This window comes from Methanosarcina vacuolata Z-761, assembly GCF_000969905.1.
Taxonomy (GTDB): Archaea; Halobacteriota; Methanosarcinia; order Methanosarcinales; family Methanosarcinaceae; genus Methanosarcina; species Methanosarcina vacuolata.
Map to the genome: position 1 here is coordinate 2,064,654 of NZ_CP009520.1, position 19,929 is coordinate 2,084,582.

The 19,929-nt window shown below is 37.4% G+C and carries 14 protein-coding genes and 1 pseudogene; 6 read left to right on the forward strand and 9 right to left on the reverse strand.

The window, feature by feature from the left end; all coding sequences use genetic code 11:
• Positions 1 to 1,039 precede the first annotated feature (1,039 nt).
• The 4 genes from MSVAZ_RS20265 to MSVAZ_RS08630 all read right to left on the reverse strand — a co-directional run bounded on the left by MSVAZ_RS20265 (position 1,040) and on the right by MSVAZ_RS08630 (position 6,041).
• The gene (locus tag MSVAZ_RS20265) at positions 1,040 to 1,549 is read right to left on the reverse strand and encodes a hypothetical protein (protein ID WP_157206053.1); all 510 of its coding nucleotides are present in this window, start codon (positions 1,547 to 1,549) and stop codon (positions 1,040 to 1,042) included.
• Between the two features lie 794 nt (positions 1,550 to 2,343).
• The gene (nikR, locus tag MSVAZ_RS08615) at positions 2,344 to 2,760 is read right to left on the reverse strand and encodes a nickel-responsive transcriptional regulator NikR (RefSeq protein WP_048123824.1); all 417 of its coding nucleotides are present in this window, start codon (positions 2,758 to 2,760) and stop codon (positions 2,344 to 2,346) included.
• Between the two features lie 676 nt (positions 2,761 to 3,436).
• Positions 3,437 to 5,041 carry an amidohydrolase gene (locus MSVAZ_RS08625; protein ID WP_048120228.1) on the reverse strand — a complete coding sequence of 535 codons (1,605 nt, stop codon included), beginning with the start codon at positions 5,039 to 5,041 and terminating at the stop codon, positions 3,437 to 3,439.
• A 64-nt stretch (positions 5,042 to 5,105) separates the two neighbouring features.
• Entirely contained in the window at positions 5,106 to 6,041 is a 936-nt protein-coding gene (locus tag MSVAZ_RS08630) for an SAM-dependent methyltransferase (RefSeq protein ID WP_048120230.1), read from the reverse strand.
• Positions 6,042 to 6,262: 221 nt separating this feature from the next.
• Here MSVAZ_RS08630 and MSVAZ_RS08635 point away from each other — a divergent pair, with 221 nt between their 5' ends.
• A complete protein-coding gene (locus MSVAZ_RS08635) occupies positions 6,263 to 6,910 on the forward strand; it encodes a TetR/AcrR family transcriptional regulator (RefSeq protein ID WP_048123825.1) in 648 nt (215 codons plus the stop codon).
• A gap of 28 nt (positions 6,911 to 6,938) precedes the next feature.
• On the opposite strand, the gene MSVAZ_RS08640 is transcribed toward MSVAZ_RS08635, so the two are convergent.
• Positions 6,939 to 8,123, reverse strand: coding sequence for a hypothetical protein (locus tag MSVAZ_RS08640; protein WP_231592547.1), 1,185 nt, complete (start codon positions 8,121 to 8,123; stop codon positions 6,939 to 6,941).
• Between the two features lie 534 nt (positions 8,124 to 8,657).
• On the opposite strand from MSVAZ_RS08640, the gene MSVAZ_RS08645 reads away from it, so the two are divergent.
• The 4 genes from MSVAZ_RS08645 (at position 8,658) to MSVAZ_RS08660 (ending at position 14,320) form a co-directional block, all read left to right on the forward strand.
• A complete protein-coding gene (locus MSVAZ_RS08645) occupies positions 8,658 to 9,455 on the forward strand; it encodes a class I SAM-dependent methyltransferase (RefSeq protein WP_048123826.1) in 798 nt (265 codons plus the stop codon).
• Positions 9,456 to 9,738: 283 nt separating this feature from the next.
• Positions 9,739 to 11,400: an IS1634 family transposase gene (locus MSVAZ_RS08650; protein WP_048120234.1), complete on the forward strand. Its 1,662-nt coding sequence runs from the start codon at positions 9,739 to 9,741 to the stop codon at positions 11,398 to 11,400.
• 180 nt (positions 11,401 to 11,580) lie between these two features.
• Positions 11,581 to 12,474, forward strand: a complete 894-nt coding sequence (locus MSVAZ_RS20830) for a hypothetical protein (RefSeq protein ID WP_198146826.1) — start codon at positions 11,581 to 11,583, stop codon at positions 12,472 to 12,474.
• 289 nt (positions 12,475 to 12,763) lie between these two features.
• Complete coding sequence (locus tag MSVAZ_RS08660; RefSeq protein WP_048120236.1) at positions 12,764 to 14,320, forward strand: sulfatase-like hydrolase/transferase; 1,557 nt, start codon at positions 12,764 to 12,766, stop codon at positions 14,318 to 14,320.
• A 48-nt stretch (positions 14,321 to 14,368) separates the two neighbouring features.
• Here the strand turns inward: MSVAZ_RS08660 and MSVAZ_RS08665 are convergent, their stop codons facing one another.
• The 4 genes and pseudogenes from MSVAZ_RS08665 to MSVAZ_RS19480 form a co-directional block, all read right to left on the reverse strand.
• Complete coding sequence (locus MSVAZ_RS08665) at positions 14,369 to 14,647, reverse strand: acylphosphatase (RefSeq protein WP_048120238.1); 279 nt, start codon at positions 14,645 to 14,647, stop codon at positions 14,369 to 14,371.
• A gap of 234 nt (positions 14,648 to 14,881) precedes the next feature.
• Positions 14,882 to 14,986, reverse strand: a pseudogene (locus MSVAZ_RS20835) (ATP-binding protein); the annotation flags it as partial.
• A gap of 73 nt (positions 14,987 to 15,059) precedes the next feature.
• Entirely contained in the window at positions 15,060 to 16,868 is a 1,809-nt protein-coding gene (gene ltrA, locus MSVAZ_RS08675; protein ID WP_232316263.1) for a group II intron reverse transcriptase/maturase, read from the reverse strand.
• Positions 16,869 to 17,377: 509 nt separating this feature from the next.
• Positions 17,378 to 17,563: an ATP-binding protein gene (locus MSVAZ_RS19480; protein WP_269746821.1), complete on the reverse strand. Its 186-nt coding sequence runs from the start codon at positions 17,561 to 17,563 to the stop codon at positions 17,378 to 17,380.
• Positions 17,564 to 17,984: 421 nt separating this feature from the next.
• On the opposite strand from MSVAZ_RS19480, the gene MSVAZ_RS21190 reads away from it, so the two are divergent.
• Complete coding sequence (locus MSVAZ_RS21190; protein WP_232316264.1) at positions 17,985 to 18,650, forward strand: restriction endonuclease; 666 nt, start codon at positions 17,985 to 17,987, stop codon at positions 18,648 to 18,650.
• Positions 18,651 to 19,929: the final 1,279 nt, after the last annotated feature.

Here is a 19,929-nt window from a genome sequence, read left to right on the forward strand (position 1 = left end):
ATTACTATTTGTGAGAAAAGTATTAAATATAAGTTATAGATTGGGTAAAATGTCTACAAACAGACCAGTTCCTCCTGCGGTATTCAGCTTAGCCCTCATATATTCCATTAAATACTCTCCAGGATCTCTTGTTATTATCATATTTTTACTCTGAACCTATCCCAAAAGCTCATTTACTCTGAACTTGTCCCAAAAAGGCTCACATTCAATTATGCGGAATCAATTATATCCAGCATCAATATCCAGCATCACAAAACCTGTGTTCTATCTTTCTATTATCTATCTTTCTATTATCTATCTTTCTGTTATTGAAAAGCCGCTTGTAGTTATTCTCAGTAGTTCTACCGAAGCTGTGCCAGGATCATTAGGGTCAGGGAGACTGTTGAGCCTCCGGTAACAGAAGAGGAAATTAAAATTATGTCTGAGGAAGGAGCTTTATACCTGAAAGTGCCTAAGTCCTGAAGCTTCTCGAGTAGTTTAAGGAAACCGGAGGCATATTGCTTTTATAATGCACATTCCGAACAACTGCCAATTTGGGATAATCATTAATGGCTCTTCTCGGTTCTGTGCGAATATCCTCATGATGTCATCATAAAAATCAATGCGATTTTGGATTAAAATTATCTTAATCCATGGGGAATGACGAAGAGCCATAAAATGGACTTAAATAATAATAACATAAACATCAAAAAACGAAAGGCTAAAACATCATGTAAATTAAAAAAGGAACTAAACAAGCTGTCTCAAAACGATATTTGATTCTACAAATAGGATAATATGCTGTACTTTAAGGAAAATACATAACTGAATTTCAGAGTAACTTTCGATCTGAATTGAAAGTCAACAATTCCAATTATCCAATTGTAGAAATGGGTCGATTTTTGAAACAACATGAAAGAGAATTTCGATAAATCATAAGTGATATTGGGAAATATATAATTACCAAGATAAAGTACTCGAAATTCTCCTCTTGTTTTTATCAAACTTGAATCATGACAGGGTTTTTAAAAGGTTTATTTTTGCATGTGTTCTTTTAATTTCATGCGCAATCTTGGTCGCAGATGACTATGCAGTCGGCAGAGAAGTCGTTTGCGAAATCGTCATCGTCACAGTTTTCACATTCAGAACAGTTTTCACATTCGGAACAGTTTTCACATTCAGAACAGTTTTCACATTCGGAACAGTTTTTACAGCACTCAGCACAGTTTTCACATTCGGAACAGTTTTTACAGCACTCAGCACAGTTTTCACATTCAGAACAGTTTTTACAGCACTCAGCACAGTTTTCACATTCGGAACAGTTTTTACAGCACTCACCATTGCAACTCTGGCCACAGACATCTGCACATTCGTCACAGCAGTTTCCTTCACACTCTGCGCTGTTACAGTTGCCATTGGATGAGATATATTGATAATTATAATCAGTAGAGTCAGCAGTGGATTTCGTAGCTGGACATGCCGAAGCTGCAGAAATTCCTAATATCAACAACATTAATACAACAGAAACAGATGCCGTAATTTTCCATATTGACTTTCTATTATGATTCATTTTTTTCCTCCTTATTCCATTGTAAATAACCACAACAATAATAACTGGATAAATTAATATATAAACATACTTTCTTATTTATACTTTTATAAAACTCAAAAATGGAATTTAAAGCTTTATAACTCTTCATTTTAGTACATGAAAGAGTATAATGTTGTAGATTGTGCGTATCTATACTTTTTATTAGTTAAAAACAAAATAGAGGTCTTTCTGGAGAGTCTTATCTCCTAAAAAGTTAATATAGTTCACCATATTCAAAAAAACCGGTAGGATACTATTTTTTTTACACATGCATGTGTTATTAAGACCACATACCCTTTTTAAAGCTATAATTGTCTTTTTTTAATTAAAAGGTGGCATAATAGCTGCAATATGTGTCTCTTTATTATATTGCCCGTTTATTTTACTTGGAGTCCGTGTAAAGCCAAGCCTTACTCACGCCATGTTGAAATAAATTTAAATATTTAGTTGTATGGTCAGATATTTTAACAGGTCACATCAAAACAGTTTTGATTTCTACAATTGGGTGATTTTCTATCTCAATATTCCTCTCGTATACAGAATTCATTAATTTTCATTAATCAAAATATCTTATTTGCTATATTCTCGCTATAATTCCTCTTTCGTTACAGCTCTGATTTCCTCCTCTAGTGTTGAGTCAAGAAATGCAAAAATACACCTGCAAGAGAGGCAGGAATTGCAGAGTCAATATGGACTTTAAAGGAACTGCTGACATCAGGTGTTTTAAAACATCAATCAAATACAAATTGGCCATAGGTACATTTATACGTACATTATTTATTTAATGATATAGTTGTAAGTTTTGAAAATTTGACTCCTTTCAAGGCTATTATGGATTCAGCAAGTTCTGCAATATCTTCACCTTTTCCATTGATAAAAATTAGCTCAAAACAATTTTCATGATCAAGGTAAACATGAACTGAAGATCTTATCAGGTGAGAATAATTGTGCTGAATATTTGTTAAAATATTTGAAAGCCCTTTTTTTGTGTTGTCATAGATAACCGCAATTGTTCCTATACGATCGCCTTTAACATCATTTATCCATTCATAATGGGAAATATAACTCTTGATAGCATCTCTCATGCCTTCCGAGCGGGAAGAATAACCCCTTTTCTCAACAATCTCATCAAATTTACTCAGAAGGGTGTCTGGAAGAGAGACCCCTATCCTCATAAGTTCAGTTTCTATCATATCACCCACCAGACAGTTTAACTTTAATCGCAAATATTACAGTATTTATTGTATGTATTACCATATATGCTTTTTTCACATATATATTAATATAAAATAGTTATATTAATTAAAAAATTATGGTTGAAGAACGCTTTAGTAATGGGATAAAACAGGAAAAGGACACTTTAGTAATAGAAAACAGCAGAAAAAAGACACTTTAGTAATAGAAAACAGCAGGAAAACGCTTTAGTGGAAAACGCTTTAGTAATAGAAAACAAGCATAAACTAGCATAGCCATTTTTGTATAACAAAGTGATCTTTTTGTAAAGCAAATTGACACAAAAGTACCGATATCTATTTTGGGAGTTAGAAAAGTTGGGACTAAACAAAATTATTTACTTTGATCACACTAATATGGCATTCAATCTTCAATTACAAAAATTTGGTTTTCATTCATTAAAAGCCTCTTAAAAATGTTGGTGAACAAAATAACTTATTTAGGACTTACGCAGTTGAAATGAAAAATCAACAGCATCAGACCGCCAACTGTTTAAAACGTGACTTTAATTCACAGTCTTTGCTGTAATTGATTTTGTTCCTCAAGTGCGTAAGTCTTATTATTCTCCAAATAACACGCATCCACATTTTTTCAATTTTTTCATTTTCACTCATATTTATAATTTTCAAAACTTCAAATTCCCAGGACTCGATGGTCATATACCTTCTTTCCTGCTACCCAGGTTTCAGAAACAACAGGAGGGTTTTTAGGATCAAGATTACCTTCAAGGACTACAAGATCCGCAACCATACCTTTTTTCAACATACCACGCTCTTTTTCCTGTCCACCGGCGTAAGTGCCCCCTGCGGTATACATCCAGAGCCACTGCTCAAAAGGAAGCACTTGATCCGGAAAGATGACATTGCCTGCTCCATCGCTCATAGTTGATCCCATCACAGAACCCTCAATCGGGTCGCGAGCATCCATAAATCCTCCGGGGTTGTCACTACCTGAGGCCACAGTCACTCCTCCCTTCACAAGATCACCATAGGCATACCACTTTCCATCATCTAACACAACCTGTTTTGTATTTTGCGCCCTGGACAGAAATTGAGGTTGGATACACGCACATCCGCCCATGGCGGCAAGGCGTTTGATCTGAGATGTACTTATGAGGGTTACATGTTCAAGGCGTGGGCGCATTTCAAATCCAGCCGGTGCTCGAGTAACAGCATTTTCAAATGCCGTAAGCACCGCATCAGTTGTTGCATTCCCAAAAGAATGGACACATACTCGGAATCCCTTTTCTGTCGCTGCAAAGAGCATTTCCTCAAAGTCATCCCGGTAGTTACCGCTGTTTATAGTCTGCCCTCCGATTTTAAGAGAAAAGGCTACTGTTTCTGCGGTTGCACCGTCAGCGAATAATTTGACAGGACCTACACGCAGCTTTTCATCACCCACTCCGGTGACCGGTCCATGAAGCCTATAACCCAGCTGATTGTCCAGAACGGTCTCTCCATGTGGCATCATAAGTACCGATACCGGAAGCCGTTCTTCATCGTGAAGCTTTTGATATGCCGCCTCAGCAGCCGGTGTGACGCCGGGGTCGTGGACCGCAGTGATACCGAATTTGAGAAGCTCTTTAGCACGCGCCTCTATGAGGTTCGCAAGTGTTTCCGTGTCCGCTTCCATTACCAGTCGGAACACCGGAACCTGTGCATATTCCACAAGCACGCCTGTTGGCATTCCGTTACTTTCCCGGAGAATAATTCCGCAACGAGGCTCCGGAGTTGAGCGGGTGATGCCCACAAGTTCCAGCGCCTGGCTGTTTACTACACTCTGATGGAAGGTAGCCTGGATAAGAAGAACCGGCCTGTCGGAAATAATCTCATCCAGATCGTTTTTCGTCAGGTCGAACCCGCCAATCTTGGCATCGAACCAACCGAAGCCGACAATCCATCCTTTTCCCGGTTTTTTTCGGGCATGCAGTTGAATTTCCTCCATTACGGATTCCTTTTCAGTCAAGCCTATCAGGTTCGCCCAGGTAGGAAAAAAACAACCGAATGAAGATAGGTGGTTATGTGAATCAATGAAAGCAGGAAGTAGAACCCGACCTTTCAGGTCATGAATTTCCGCATCAGGATAAGCTTTAAGGAGACTCCTATCACCAACGTCTACAATATGACTTTCCTTGATAACTACGGTTTCCACGTATTTTTGCTCGGAGTCCATAGTAAGTATCTGCCCACCCGTGAATGCAATCATCGAATCGTTCTTTGCGTCAATATTATTTTTCATAATAAAGCTCCGAAAAGTCTCATTTTCTACTGTCTACGATTGTTTGGCAGTAGCTGATAAGATTTTATTCCACTATTGCATAGGCGAAGTGTGACAGGTAACATACTGGTCGTTTTTCATTAATTCCCTGAAAATAGATCTTTTTATAATCCTCAGTGGTCACATTGCAAACTTGAGAAAAACCGCTCTGAACAATGAATGTTTCTAACATCCCGTCCTTGACGCCGAACTTATAAGGTTCCCCCTGTTGTGCCATGCCTTTTTTAGCATCCATTATTGCAATCTGGTCGCATGCCGTACACTGCACGCCGCATATTCCATTTGTTCTATCAATACTGGACTCATAGACATAATCGAAGATAATGGCACTCCCGACGCCCGAATTCTTTGCAATAAAGCACAACATCTCATCCACGGTTTTTGGCGGAAGGTAGTAGATGAGTCCTTCCATGATAAAGACGGTCTTCTGCGACCTTTCATATCCATGTTCTAACAGCCGATGACTGAAATCTTCGCTCTCAAAATCAACCGAAACATACTCGACGTGATCCGGGAGTGAGCCGAAGATATCTTTGATTTTTTCGATTTTCATGCTTTGAGTTTCAGGGTGGTCAACCTCAAAAATTCTAATCTTACCCCCGAGTCCTTCGATTCTGTATGCCCGGGTATCGTACCCTGCACCCAGAATGACAAGCTGTTCAAGCCCTTCATCAATAAACTTTTTTACGAAATCATCAAAATATCTGACTCTTGCTGAAAGTGAGTTGTGTATTCCGGGGAATGGGGTTTTAGAGGAATCACGAGCTGCCATTTCCAAAAACGTCAAATATTGCTGACTAAGAAAGCGGACGGCGAATGGGTCATAACAGATGCGTTCGCCCTCTGGCTTGAGCGATTCAAGGGCTCTGACGAATGCTACATTCTCAGCTGTAATACTTGATCCTTTTCTCTTTCCGCTAGCCTCAAGAATTCTGTTTTCGGTATTTTCCGGTTTTTCCATGAAAATCCAGCCTCTTACATATGTTTATGCTTTTCTTGATCCTAATCTTGGTTATCCCGATTTTATCCAGGTTTTAATCTTTTCCTTCATGGCTGACAAGGATTTACAATACCAATAATACGTTATAGTAATTAAAGTTACTTATTAGTAACTTTAGTGTTTTATTGGTAAGTTATATATAAATTGACACCAAAACATGAAAGGGTGATTGTTTGTCAAAGATGCTTCCGGAGTACAGAGAAGAAGCAAAAAAAAGAATTGTTGAAGCAGGGCTGGAGGTAATGTATGAGAAAGGATACTGTAACACTACAATGGAAGATATCGCTCGCCGCCTTGATGTCAGCAAACCAGCCCTCTATCGATACTTTAAAAATAAGGATGAATTAATCATAGAAAGTGCAAATTATCTGCAGGCACAATACCGTGATATAAAAACAGGCTGTAATTCTGACATCTGCCCGGTTGATGCGTGGATAGGAATCTTCGATCAGATAATGTCACCTGATATTAAAATACATGCATTATATTTTGAAATTCTGGGAATGACAGTACACAAACCTGAGGTCCAGAAAAGATCAATCGAAGGCATGAAGCATGGTCTTGACCAGCCAACTCATGAAATTGAAGAACAGCAGCAGAAAGGCCTTATTCCATCCGAAACCGATCCGCGTACCCTTGCAATCGCTCTTGTATCATTGTTTAATGGAATGCGGGTTCTGATCCTTCTTGGCGTTGATTGGAAAGAAGTCCGCTCTCGATGGATCGAAACACTACAAAATTTATTTGGAATTATAAAAAAAGGAAAGCAGGCAGAGTGCCCCAGGGATTGTAAAAGATTTGAAGCTTGCAACATTGCACCAAAAGCATGAATGTAATCTTCTCAGGAAAAGTTCCTACTTAAGTATAGTAGTCCCATTGAAAAACTCCCCTGAAGATATCGCAAATGTAATGTCTTATTTGGGTAGAGAGGCTTTCTGATGTACTTCCATATCCAACACTTTCTCCATTTGCAGATTCAATATTCTTGCCACTCTCATAGTCAGTATCCTTCCCGTCATCAGACTCAGTGTTTTTTCCACCTTCATACTCAGTGCCTTCTCTATTATTCGCCAACTTAACTAACCATGCGTTCCCGTTTTTAACGCCCGCAGCTACATATCCACCATCTGAAGTCTGTTGAACGGAATATAGCGTGCAATTAGAAAATATTTTCATCCACTCCTGATTACCTTCACTGTCTGTCTTAAGTATGAAAGCAGCACCTTCAGTACCATAGGAACAGAATTCGGTGTACCTACCAGTCAATAAATAGCCATCATCAGAAGTCACCGAAAGAGAAAACGCAGAATCATCCAGTGGTCCACCAAAGGTCTTGTTCCATTGCTCTTGACCATATTCATCAGTCTTGATAAGCCATATGTCATAATTACTGTTTGTTTCATTTAGATTGACTTCACTGGCAACTACATATCCGCCATTTGGAGCCTGTTTGGCAGAACTTAACAACGGATCTAACGTTTCGGAACTATTCTTTTTACCAAAAGTATTATTCCACTGCTGGATACCATTTATGTCATATTTAGTTAATCTGATATCAGCATCAATTATAAGCAAATCGAATTCACTTCCAACTTCATACTCAACCATATCCCCAACTATGTATCCTCCATCAAAGGTACGTTCAGCTCTATACTGAAGGTAATCTTCGTGAGTAATATTATCAGAAATTTTATCCCACATTTTATTTCCATTCTTGTCGGTCTTAATCAGCCAGGGTTCACCATAACCAGAAGGAAATGTGTAACCTGAGAGCACGTAACCACCATCTGAAGTTTGTCGGGTGAAATATCCTCCATCAAAATAAGTTCCCCCGTAAGTTTTATTCCACTGCATATTCCCACTTTTATCAACCTTGATAAGCCAGGCGTCCGGACAACCTTCTGTACCTTTGCCGTATGAAGCCGTTGTGCCTGCCACTATATACCCTCCCTCTGAAGTCTGTTGAATGCACCAGGCACTATCTTCACCATTTCCACCAAAAGATCTGTTCCATTGTTCTGCAGGTTCTTCTACAGCTGCCACATTTGATACCTGTAAAAACAGAACTAAAAAAAGAAAAATTTGAAAGATTATATATTCAACATTTTTAATCACTGTGCTTCCCTCAAAAAACAACTGTAACAGATAAGTCATGACTTTTGATTAAATATTTAAAGAGTTTTCTCTAAATATGAATGTTGCGGATTATTAATATATTAATATTAAGGGAAAACTTAGGTTTAGAGACCTGTTCCAGACCTATGGATCGGGTAATTTTCAGAGTGTTGTCAAAACTGGACTTTGAGACATAAAACTTAAGCTCCACAACCAAAAACCTGCCATCAAGTTTAAGGTGGAAAGCAATTTAGAAGAGAAAGAATGCAAACCAATGTTATACATTTTTAAATTTGAGCATATTATTCTAATACATAGTCATATTTGTTTAAAATATAATATATTTAGATAAACAGAGCATTTATAAAAATACTTATTTAGCACTAAATTCCTGTACACATAAGTACATCAAAGGACAGATTAATAACAGAAAAGCAATTATTGTGGAATTCGGTAGATAAGATGGATTACGTACACGGATATTCTAATAGAGAGAATTCTAGACTTTGTGATCAGGCAAATGCACTCACTGAGCTATTACATCATGATACTATATACCCTCCAGGAAGTAAAGTGCTTGAAGCTGGCTGCGGTGTGGGCGCACAAACAGTCATACTTAGCAGAAATAGCCCCGAAGCCAGCATTACATCAATTGATATTTCAGATGAATCAGTTGAAAAAGCAAGACAATTGGCTGAAAAAGAGGGGGTGAAGAATGTTGATTTTCAGGTAGCTAGTATCTTCGATCTACCCTATGAAGACGAGACTTTCGACCATATTTTCATATGCTTTGTACTTGAACACCTTAAAAATCCTCTTGATGCCTTATTGTCAGTTAAGAGGGTACTTAAAAAAGAGGGTACGATAACTGTCATAGAGGGTGATCACGGTTCAAGCTATTTCTACCCCAGGAGCGATGAAGCTATGCAAGCAATAAAGTGTCTGATTGATTTTCAGGAACTTTTGGGGGGCAATTCTCTTATAGGCAGAGAAATTTATCCGCTATTAAATCGGACTGGTTTTAAAAACGTAATTGTCTCCCCCAGAATGGTATATGTTGATTCGAGTAAACCCGATCTGGTAGAGGGATTTACGAAAAATACTTTCACTGCGATGGTCGAGGGTGTCAGGAAGCAGGCGCTGGAACTAAAGATGATCGACGAAAAAACGTGGAATAAAGGCATTAACGACCTCTACCGGACAGCCGGGCAAGAAGGCACGTTTTGTTATACCTTTTTTAAAGGCACAGCTATTAAATAATCTCGCCATAGGTCTGTGCTTTCTTGACTCTTTTTGCCAGTATGAAGTCGATCAACTAAGAGATTGTGCAAGGTTTTTAACCAGGCAAACTTATAATTGTTTATTTAAACTTTACTTTCAAAGAAGTGCGATTTTTGCTTGGATTTCTCCTCAAAACCACTATCAGATGCCTTTTCATTTCTCTTTAATTTGTTGATCCTAACTACTAAATTCACTTTAAAAGGTCTAATACTAACGATTTAATTGGAAAAGTATTTATAAATGTTGATCCTAATTAAAGAGTATGGTATTTTTGAGAAAGAAACTTATCAAAGGCAAACCTTACTGGTACATTGTAGAAGCTGCCAGGGTTAACGGAAAGGTAAAGACTGTTTTTCAGATTTATCTGGGTAGTGCAGAAAAAATACTTGAAATGAAAAAACAATGTGAATCGATGCCTTATGATAAACTTAAGTCTTTTGAGTACGGCAAGCTTGCCGCACTCCTTCATGTAAATGAAGAACTTGGATTCATTGACATAGTAAACAAGCATACTGACAAAAAATTAATAGATGGATTGAGTGTTGGAGAATACCTTTTACTCGATATAATTGGGAAAAGTCACGGCATTTTAAGTGAAAACGGGATCGAAGACTGGTTCAAAAAATCCCCAATATCTTTCATGTGGAAGTTTCCTCACAAACTAAATTGCCAGAATTTCCTGAACCAAATGAGTTACATTGATTCAGATACGATGAAAAAGATTGAAGACGACCTTTGTCGGGTTCTTGTTGAGAAGGGGTTAACTCCATCAATAATGTTTGTTGATGAATCAAACTGGTTTACCTTTGCCACTAATTATGATGAAAAAAGTGAACTGCTTCATAAAGGATATAACAAAAAGCATCGTAAAGACAAAAATCAAATTTGTGTATCACTGGCTGTAAATGAAAACAATATACCCTTTATTCACGAAACTTATCCTGGAAATGTTCCTGATTCGGAAGAATTTTCGGGCATTGTAGACAAAATCATAAATCGACTGACTGAATTAAATATCTGTTCTGAAGATCTTGTTCTTGTTTTCGATAAAGGTAACAACTCTAAGGATAACATTGAAAAGGTAATCTCAAAAATGAGTTTTGTAGGAGCCGCAAAAGCAAATCAGGCTGAGGAACTCCTTGATGTTCCACTTTCAAGGTATAATTACTTGTATAAAAACACAAAAGGTAACGAGATTTTTGGATATAGGACAAAACATCAGTTCTACGGAACAGAATTCATAACCGTAATTACCTATAATGAAGGGACTTACAAACTTCAAAAAAGCACTTATGAAACAAACAAATCAAAAATAATTGATCAACTCCAAGACCTGCAGAGAAGATTAGAAAGCAGTAAAGGAAAAGAGAGAAACAGAAGCAGTGTCGAAAATGAAGTTTCAGAAATTATTCTGAAAAAATTCAGGACTGTCATAAAATACGAAATAATTGAAGCTCCTGAAGGTAAGAAAAAACCTCAGTTGAAGTTCTGGGTTGATGAGGAAAACGAAAAAAGGTGTGAAAAAACGTTTGGTAAGAATATTCTGTTTACGGATAAGCAGGAGTGGCATACTAAAAAGATAGTGAAAACATATAACAGTAAAAATCTTGTTGAAGACGATTTTAAGCTGTTGAACGATCATTTACTTGTCCCTGTAGGACCAGTGTATCACCACAAGGATGAAAATATAAGGGTTCATGTATTTTTGGCTATGATTGGCCTGCTTTTCTACAGATATTTGGCCTGGGAAGCAAAGATATATGGGTTTTCTATGAAACAACTGATTGAAAAACTGTCTGAAATTAAGATTGCAGTAGTTCAGGAAAAAGAATCCAAAAAAAGCAAAATTATTGTGGAAGAAATGGACACTAAACAAGCATCGTTATTTTCTTTTCTGAATCTGGAGAAATATCTGCCATCGTAATAGAATCGTTATTGGTAGGATTATTCTTTTATTAGGCATACACAGATAAAGCCGCAGGATAACGTAAAATCAGTCATCTTTGAAAGCAAAGTTAAAATTTCCTAATGTATTCACAATGTATTGGTGAATTCTGTCTTTGTTGGTAAACTCTGTCTTAACTCCACACGCCGAGGCTAAACCATGAGAAATATTGTAAAACATGCAATTTTTTTAGTTGGAGCTCTTTTTTTGCTGACATTAAACGCTTTAGCACTGCCCGATCCTTCAAATGACACTTTCAAACCCGAAAACAATAGTGAAGAACCCATTGGTGTTGACATATGTATAGATTTCGTACCATACAACCATGAGGAGTTGAGAAATTATTCCGACATGATTGTAATAGGCACCGTTAAAGAAATACTTCCGTCCAAATGGAATACCATAGATGGGAAACAACCTGATAAACCAATTTCTGAACTCTACTTTGAAAATATTATTTACACTGACATCGTTATAAGTGTTGATGAGTACCTGAAAAACCCGCTATCATCCAGAGATGTTATTGTGAGAGTTACTGGTGGGACAGTTGGAAATGTCAAAATGACTACAGATGCTGATCCAAGCTTCAAAACGGGTGAGAAAGTTTTGATTTACCTGAACAAGGACAATAATTCAAATACAAAGGATTTTGGCCCTGAACATTTTACAGTTACAAATTTTTATCGGGGAAAATATACATTAACTGACGATGGAAAAGCTATAACACTATATGAAAATACTACTCTTAATGAGTTGCTTCGTACGATTAATAAAACCAAAAATAAGGCAAATGATGCTGGAATATCAAATGATGCTGGAATATCAAATGATGCTGGAATATCAAATGATGCTGGAATATCAAATGATGCTGGAATATTAAATGATATCGGAATATTAAATACCGGAATATTAAATGATACGGAAACGGCGAGCAAGCAGGAACAAAATTCCAGTTCTACTCAGGAACCAAAAAGTGCTCCTTTCCTGAGCTCTTTCTGGGCGTTTGCAGCAGTGATCGGAGTAATCATATATCAAAGAAAGAAAAAACAATAACTGTGTATGTTCTTTCTTCGATTTATTGATTTTTGATTCAGATTTGGGAAGAAAATAGAAAAGTGAGTGTTCATATTAATGGCATTCTTTTATTCAGGTTCAGGAATGAGAGACTTGAAGTAATGCTAGTTCACTCGGGTGGACCAATCTGATCAAAAAAACTATGGAGTGGGGTCAAACCCAAAGGGCTATCCGGTGTAAGAAAATCGGAAAGTAATACAGAATACCCGGCAGAAAGTTTATCCTGAAAAGATAAATTCTTTATAGCTTGAAACTAAACTAATTTACAATGTTTGTGACCGTCCGAAAACCCCACTCCTTTTCAGTTCTATTTATTCTTTTAACGCTTATTGTCTTTTTCATTTTTCCAGTTCCTGCCTCCGGACTGACCGAAGTGGAGGTAAATCCTGTTAACACACCTCAGGGCGCAGTCGTGCTGATTGTAGACGGGCTAAGTGCACCTTTTATCTATCCTGAACTTACACCGCATGCGCTTGACGGGGCATCCCTTGAAAAAGCCGAACTTGAAAATCTACCCGAAATAAGTAAGGAAAGTATCAGAGTTCTGGAATTCCGAGCACCTCAGACCTTTACCGAAGGAGGGCATTCAGTACTTGTCACGGGAAACCCGGGTGCAGACAGTGAACTTGTAAGCTTCAAAGATGCCACTATTTTCGATATTCTACACAGGGAAGGCTATCTCTGTATTGCAGTTATGGAAAGAGGGGATTCCTGGTCAATCCGTGCCGAGCAGGATGTCATTCTCAGGGATGAAAATAACTCTATAAATAAAATAAAAATTGTTCTCGAGCAACCCGAACCTTCCTCTGACAGGTTGGAGGTGCCTGAAGGGCTTTTACAGGTTATGGGAGAAGCAGTTGACAAAGCTCCCGGATATGTCACATCAAAAGAGACACGGGAAAAGTATAGCGGATATAACCGATGGGGAGTCGAGACTGCGTGCAATATTGTTAAGTATATGGCTAGAAACAGGCCGGAACAAAAATACATGCTCACTATCAACGTAGGCGCTGTAGATTCAAGCGGGCACCACCGGGATAATTATGGGTATGTAGACTGCATTGAATGTCTTGATACTGATATTTACCCTCTTTATGAGCTCTGCAAGAAAAATGACCTTGCCTTTGTACTAACAGCAGACCATGGAATGGGTTTTTCCAAAGACGATTCCAAGGGCGGTCATCAGTCAGAGAAATTTACGGAGACTTATGAAGCACAACTCATTCCCCTTATAGTGCATGCCCAGGATGTTGAAAGCGGAATTATCAAGGGAAAGCATGGTCAGGAAGACTTTGCTCCAACGCTGCTTGGAATTCTGGATATCCCAGACAGGCCAAGATTTGCAGAAGGAAAGCAGATTCTTCTGACAGGCCATGTAAACCTGAAAGTGGAACTTCCGGAAAAGGGCTCTGTAGAACTAAGAAAGAATGGGGATGGAAAAGACGGAAACGTGCAGGACGGAAATATTGTAGCTTCCCTGCAACATGATGACGAGTTTCTCTTCCTGGGGCTTGATCCAGAAAGCACCTATACGGTCAGTGCTGTTCTTGATTCCGGAAACAGCCTTGAAGGGCAGGAAAAAGAGCTCACTCTTGAAACCGACTCGGTACTGGAATTCACTGAAAAAGGGCAGAAAATCGAAGAAAGTAGTGAAGAAAATTCAGAATCAGTATCAAGTTCAGGAAAAAACTCTACTGCTAGTTTCTTGAAAAAGGAATCTGGAAAATCTAATTCGAGCTTAACGCACCTGATAGGATACTTTGTAATAGGATTGGTCAATCTTGTAGGAATTGTGATTATTGCAAAGATCCTGAAAAAAAGCTGAAGAGATATTTACCACGCCTTTTTCCTGCTTTTTCGTTCAAGCCTTTTTTCAAAAGGCTTGGTAAACATTTCCAAGGGCTTCTTTAAAAGTGACATCGACATCTTCCACATGAGCAAACATGGGCCCTTTCCTGAGTTCAGCAATATAAAGTTCCACAGATTCAGGTCTTCCTTCGGCAATGACAAAAACCCTGCCGTCCCTTAAATTTTTAGGGTTAGATTCTACGCCCAGACGCTCGGCAGCATTTCTAGCAAATCTTCGAAAACCCACACCCTGCACCCTTCCGGATACAAGGATTTCTGCCCGTACAGTTTCTCCAGAGGTCACAAGTGGCTATTTTGAATAACCCTGATTTATAGTTATGGTTATTTCTGATGGGGAAGTTCGAAGGGAGGTGGTTTTTGAGATCTAACAAGAGGCGAAATATAAGGGAAATAAAGAAAGTTTTCTTAACGCAAATTTGTAATTCAGCATAGTGTCAAGGCCGATTTTTCTTCATTTTAGCCGGATTACTTTTCCCCATCTTTTGATATGAATTTTACTCAATTTTTCATAAACTTGCTATAAATTATTGACAAATATATTTCCTGTTTTAATTCCCTGCATCTTCTTTTCTTTCAGCCTGTAACTTTCTCCTTTGATGTTAATCGTCGCACTATGCTGAAGGTCAGCTAAGTCGGGGAGATTACTCTCCCTTTCTCGCCTAAGAACTGTACGTGAGACTTTCACCTCATACAGCTCAAGCATCTCCTAACCCTTGTGTTGGGCAGCAGTTATTTGATTTGGAGTTAGTTGCGTGGTATTGTCTATGACAGTGTGCATGCAAATAGATTAAGTTGGATGTTCTGTTATCTTCGTGGCTTCCATTCTTGTGATGTAGAGGTCTTTCTACTGCATCAGTATTAATGTCAATTGGAAAATTGCAGATAGGACATATGCCTTCTTGGTTATCCCACACTTTCTTGAATTTTCCTGAAAGCTTTCTTAAGCCTTGATTGTATTTGCGTTCAGAATAGTATCCTTTGTCGAGGTAAGGATTTATACCTAATGTTAGTTTGATGTGTCTAACTATCTTTTTATTTGATAAAAGCTTCAGTTGGTTTGTTTCAGTTGAAAATACCCAATGTCTTGCTCCCTTGGTATGCCAGTATTTCCGACTTATCCAGTGATGGGATCTACCTGGGTGTCTTCTCTTGGCCCACTTCCATGTCATACTCCAGATTCTTTTATCCATTTCAGAGAATATTTCTTTGGATACCACGCCTTGATGGTAATTAGACCATCCAGTTATGATTGGGTTAAGAGTTTGGATTAATTTTTCTTGTGTCCAAGGTTTGCCATTCTTAATGACATCACTGATTTTCTCAGTGACTTTCTGAATGGATTTTTTGGATGGTTTGATAAGAAGCTTTCCTTTGTATTTTCTGAAATTCCAGCCTAAAAAGTCAAAACCATCGTTAATATGGGTAATTAGTGTTTTTTCTTCCGATAATTCCAGACCTTTATCCTTTAGGAATATTTTAATCAGTTCTTTGGCTTCTTCCGCTATTTCCTCAGTTTTTGCAGTAACAATGAAGTCATCTGCATACCTTACAAAATTTACGTTATGTTTATCACGTTGAAATTTTGTTATTCTTCCACTTTTTCCGCGATGATATTTATTTGCCAATATACCTTCAATCCCATCTAAGGTCATGTTGGCAAGAATTGGGGATATGATACCACCTTGCGGTGTACCTTTTTTGGTCGGAAAGAGGTTTTGTTTAAAAACGAAGCCTGCTTTAAGGAATTGTTTAAGAACTGATTTGTCCATTGGAATATTGTCAAGTAACCATTGGTGACTAATGTTATCGAAGCAACCTTTTATATCTCCTTCCAGTATCCAGGATGCAGAGAACTTTTGACATGTGCATCCAAATATTTGTTCGCATGCGTCATGTGTACTTCTGAATTTTCTAAATCCAAAGGAGTGTTTGTCTGCCGTAGCTTCTGAAATCGGGTTAAGTGCTAATGCATATAATGATTGCATAGCTCTGTCGTACATGGTTGGGATACCTAAAGGTCGTTTCTTTGACTTCCCATATTTTTCAATATGAACTCTTTTTAATGGTTTGGCTTTATATCTTCTGTTAGTTAGACTAAGGGAGGCTTTCATCTTGGCGTCGGGAGTTTTCCACAATTCACCATCGATTCCTGCCGTTTTCTTACCTTTGTTCTGAATTACCTTTCTGACAGCTAACAATTTGGCGTAGAAAGAGTGGGTTAACAAATAGCTTAATCTTTTAACTAAGTTCCATTTGCCTTTAAAAACCGCTTTCGTAATCCTGACTTGTAGCCTATTAACATGTGTTTCAACTGCTTTCCAATTGATATTGTTCCATCGAAATTTCAGTTGTTTGTTAGTGAGCTTCTCGTTGATTGGTTCAGCTTGTTCACTATAACAGCCAGTCTCTCTGTTTGTTTTATTCCATAAGAGATTGACAGCAAGTGTTTCTGCTTTCTGAATCAGCGTATTTGAATGACTCCCTTTCATAGGACATACTTTCATTCTTACGTTTTGATACCATAGAGTAAGTCAGCATCCTTTCGGATTAGGGCAAATTTGGAACCCTTATACAATTGATTACAAATTGTCATTCGCTTGCTACTCCCTTCCTCTACCCTCTATGTCATTGTTATCCTTTGCAGGATTCCTACCCTAGGGAACATATAGGGCTTACCAAGTTCTATAACATGAATAATTATGAATACCTTAGAAGCCATCTCTAAGCCGAGAGTTCTTTGTCCATTTCCCATTACGTCGAATAAGCCATAATGGTCTGACTCTTCACCTTTTGGTTCAAGTGTATCAGTCTAATTTCACTTGTCACTTGTTACGACTCTTACAATGGTTCACATTACGTTCTTCATAGTATTCTTATCCTAACAGATGATTTAGATTAGACTTCCAAATTTCTCCATATTGTCCTATGAGCTTCACACCTTGACGTTATCATCAACGCATGTCATAGTAGGATTATCCCAAATGGAAGGGATAGCATTTCTGCAATTCATGCTTTAGCTTTCTTGTCGCACAGTCCTATCAAGTACAGCGACCGCTATCACATGGTCCTTAAATATCTCCCCACATTCTCCCAATGACTTATTCGATGTTAAGGTCGTTTGCTTCTTTTCATAACGTCTTGAGATCAGCTGAAATAGGCAGTGATCTCCTTCTTCGTCAAATGGGAGATATTTAGGTATTCAATTATTACTTGCCACAGAAAAATTGAGTTCAGTATTGGAAACGGCTTTTCAAACGACAGTATATTTATATTAAGTTATTCTTTTAATTGGCAAGTTGCTCTTGGGTTTGAATTGCCTTTCGCTAGAGAGGTATTTCTGTATCACACGATGCAAATGTCATAATAAACAAAGGCAAATCTCCATCGAAATTTAACCTAAGTTTGAGACTTCTACGAAAACCTAAAATTGTCCCGTTATTTAGAGTCTATTCGAAAAGTGGTTATCTACTGCAACTTTTACAGTAATAGGATGAACAATAAAGATGAACAATAACAGGATGAAAAACCAAAGCAGCTACTCTGATTATAGACTTATTGTGACTTTTCAACATATATCATAGATTTTCGGCAGACTTTTAAAAACAGAAGGAAGTACATTGATGAAAATCGGAAAGAGAGAAAAAAGAAGAAAACAACATCACCTTATTACTGAAATATTTAAAATTGTGCTATATCTTTTTCTAAAATTAATAAAGCTACTGTTTAGTTTCCCAATTTACTTACTGAAAGCAATGAGGTTATTGTTTAGTTTCTCACTTCATTTACTGAAAGCAATGTGGCGACTATTCAGTCTCTCAATGCATTTACTGAAATCTTTATGGCTACTCTTCAGTTTCTTAATTCACTTACCGCATAGGCTTGTAAAACAATTCCTTAAAAAACCATCAAAACCAGTACTACCCACATTAGCCGAAATTGATGAAATGAACGGATACAAATTTGAAGAGTTTATGAAATGCGTTTATGAACAGTTAGGGTATTCAGTCTATCACACTCCATTTTCAGGTGATCAGGGTGCAGATCTGATTCTGACGTCAAAAGAAAAAACGAGAATCGCTGTTCAGGTCAAACGATACTCGGGTAAGGTATCAAACAGTGCAGTACAGGAAGTTGTAGCTGCAAAAGGCTTTTACAAATGTACCGAAGGCATAGTAGTTACGAATAGTTATTTCACTGATTCTGCCAGAAAATTAGCTGAAGCAAATCTTATTGATTTAGTTGATAGAAATGAACTTGAAAAACTGATTAATACTATCCTGAATTAAGCTTTGAAAATGGATCAAGCTTGAATGTGAACTGCTTGCTTTTGTGTGACCTTTTGTCTGACCTTTTGTGTGACTTCGTTAAGTAACTATCTGCTCATTCTTCCGGTTTAACTAACCTCTAATTAAACCTTAGTTTGACAGATTCTGTTACTTAATACATTATTTTTTACAAAAAACGCCTCGCGTTGATACATCATTTTGTGGAACAGTAAAATATGTTAAAACTCTTTAAACACAAAGAATAAATTTGAATTGTATAAACAAAACCGAAGTCTGAAGTCAATTTATACATTATGAAATATATGTTTTTGTCAATTTTGGGATATTAAATAATATATATATTTTCCGATGTCTTCTATTCTACTCAGTAAAGAATAATTAGATTTAGAAAGGATAGATGGAAAAAATACCCAAAAATAAGAGAACTTTCCAATGGATATATTGTCAGAATTCCATCACAATTTATTATTTTTAGATAGTAACATTGAGTAATATCATCTCAAATGGTATGATATTTATATTAAATTGCTCATTTAATTAGTAAGTCGCCCTCAGATTTGAGTTCCTTTTCACTAGAAAGGTATGTGTGTTGTTAGACTACGCAGATATTATACTAAACCGATGCGTGCCATACTAAACAGAGGTCTGTCGTACTAAAAACGAACATGAGATTCTTTGAATAACATGCACAACCAATGAAAATGCTTGCAGATGGCAGCATTTTCATGCTAAATAGAGGTAAATCTCATAGAAATTTAAACAAAGTCCGAGAATTTCATGAAAACCTAAAATTGCTCTGTGACTTAGAGCCTGTACGAAAAGTGATTATCCACTGTTGCTTTGAAAATATGCAAGATGTAAAACCGAAGCTGATAAAAGAATATTTAGATCGATTGTAATTTTTACAACATTCGATTACTGACTTTTCGGATAGCTCTATTACCTAATAAATCAAAATCAATATCTGTTACCCCTGGCAATGGTACCAATATTCAATACTAATTAGGCATATGATTACATAGTAGGCATATGGTTACATAGCCAAAAATTTCGTGGAGTTGAACTACGTGAACCCACTACGGCTAAGAAAGAAAGTAGATGTGCTCAAAAAAGCAATAAACCCATTTACCGTTATATTTTGGATATTTGCATCTGTGACTGTAGCCTTTACGTTGCTGGTTTTGAGACGAAAGAAGTCACCTTGATGAAAAATAATTTTATTTTTTTCTTTTTATCCTGAATTGGCAAAAATCCTGATCTCAATTGTTCCTGGATGAAG

Excerpts from the sequence above, each read along its gene's own strand:
- MSVAZ_RS21190 (WP_232316264.1), top strand. The coding sequence starts at position 17,985 with ATGAAAATCGGAAAGAGAGAAAAAAGAAGAAAACAACATCACCTTATT.
- MSVAZ_RS20830 (WP_198146826.1), top strand. The coding sequence starts at position 11,581 with ATGAGAAATATTGTAAAACATGCAATTTTTTTAGTTGGAGCTCTTTTT.
- MSVAZ_RS20265 (WP_157206053.1), bottom strand. The coding sequence starts at position 1,549 with ATGAATCATAATAGAAAGTCAATATGGAAAATTACGGCATCTGTTTCT.
- MSVAZ_RS08630 (WP_048120230.1), bottom strand. The coding sequence starts at position 6,041 with ATGGAAAAACCGGAAAATACCGAAAACAGAATTCTTGAGGCTAGCGGA.
- MSVAZ_RS08635 (WP_048123825.1), top strand. The coding sequence starts at position 6,263 with ATGCTTCCGGAGTACAGAGAAGAAGCAAAAAAAAGAATTGTTGAAGCA.
- ltrA (WP_232316263.1), bottom strand. The coding sequence starts at position 16,868 with ATGAAAGTATGTCCTATGAAAGGGAGTCATTCAAATACGCTGATTCAG.
- MSVAZ_RS08625 (WP_048120228.1), bottom strand. The coding sequence starts at position 5,041 with ATGAAAAATAATATTGACGCAAAGAACGATTCGATGATTGCATTCACG.
- MSVAZ_RS08650 (WP_048120234.1), top strand. The coding sequence starts at position 9,739 with ATGGTATTTTTGAGAAAGAAACTTATCAAAGGCAAACCTTACTGGTAC.
- MSVAZ_RS08660 (WP_048120236.1), top strand. The coding sequence starts at position 12,764 with ATGTTTGTGACCGTCCGAAAACCCCACTCCTTTTCAGTTCTATTTATT.
- MSVAZ_RS08645 (WP_048123826.1), top strand. The coding sequence starts at position 8,658 with ATGGATTACGTACACGGATATTCTAATAGAGAGAATTCTAGACTTTGT.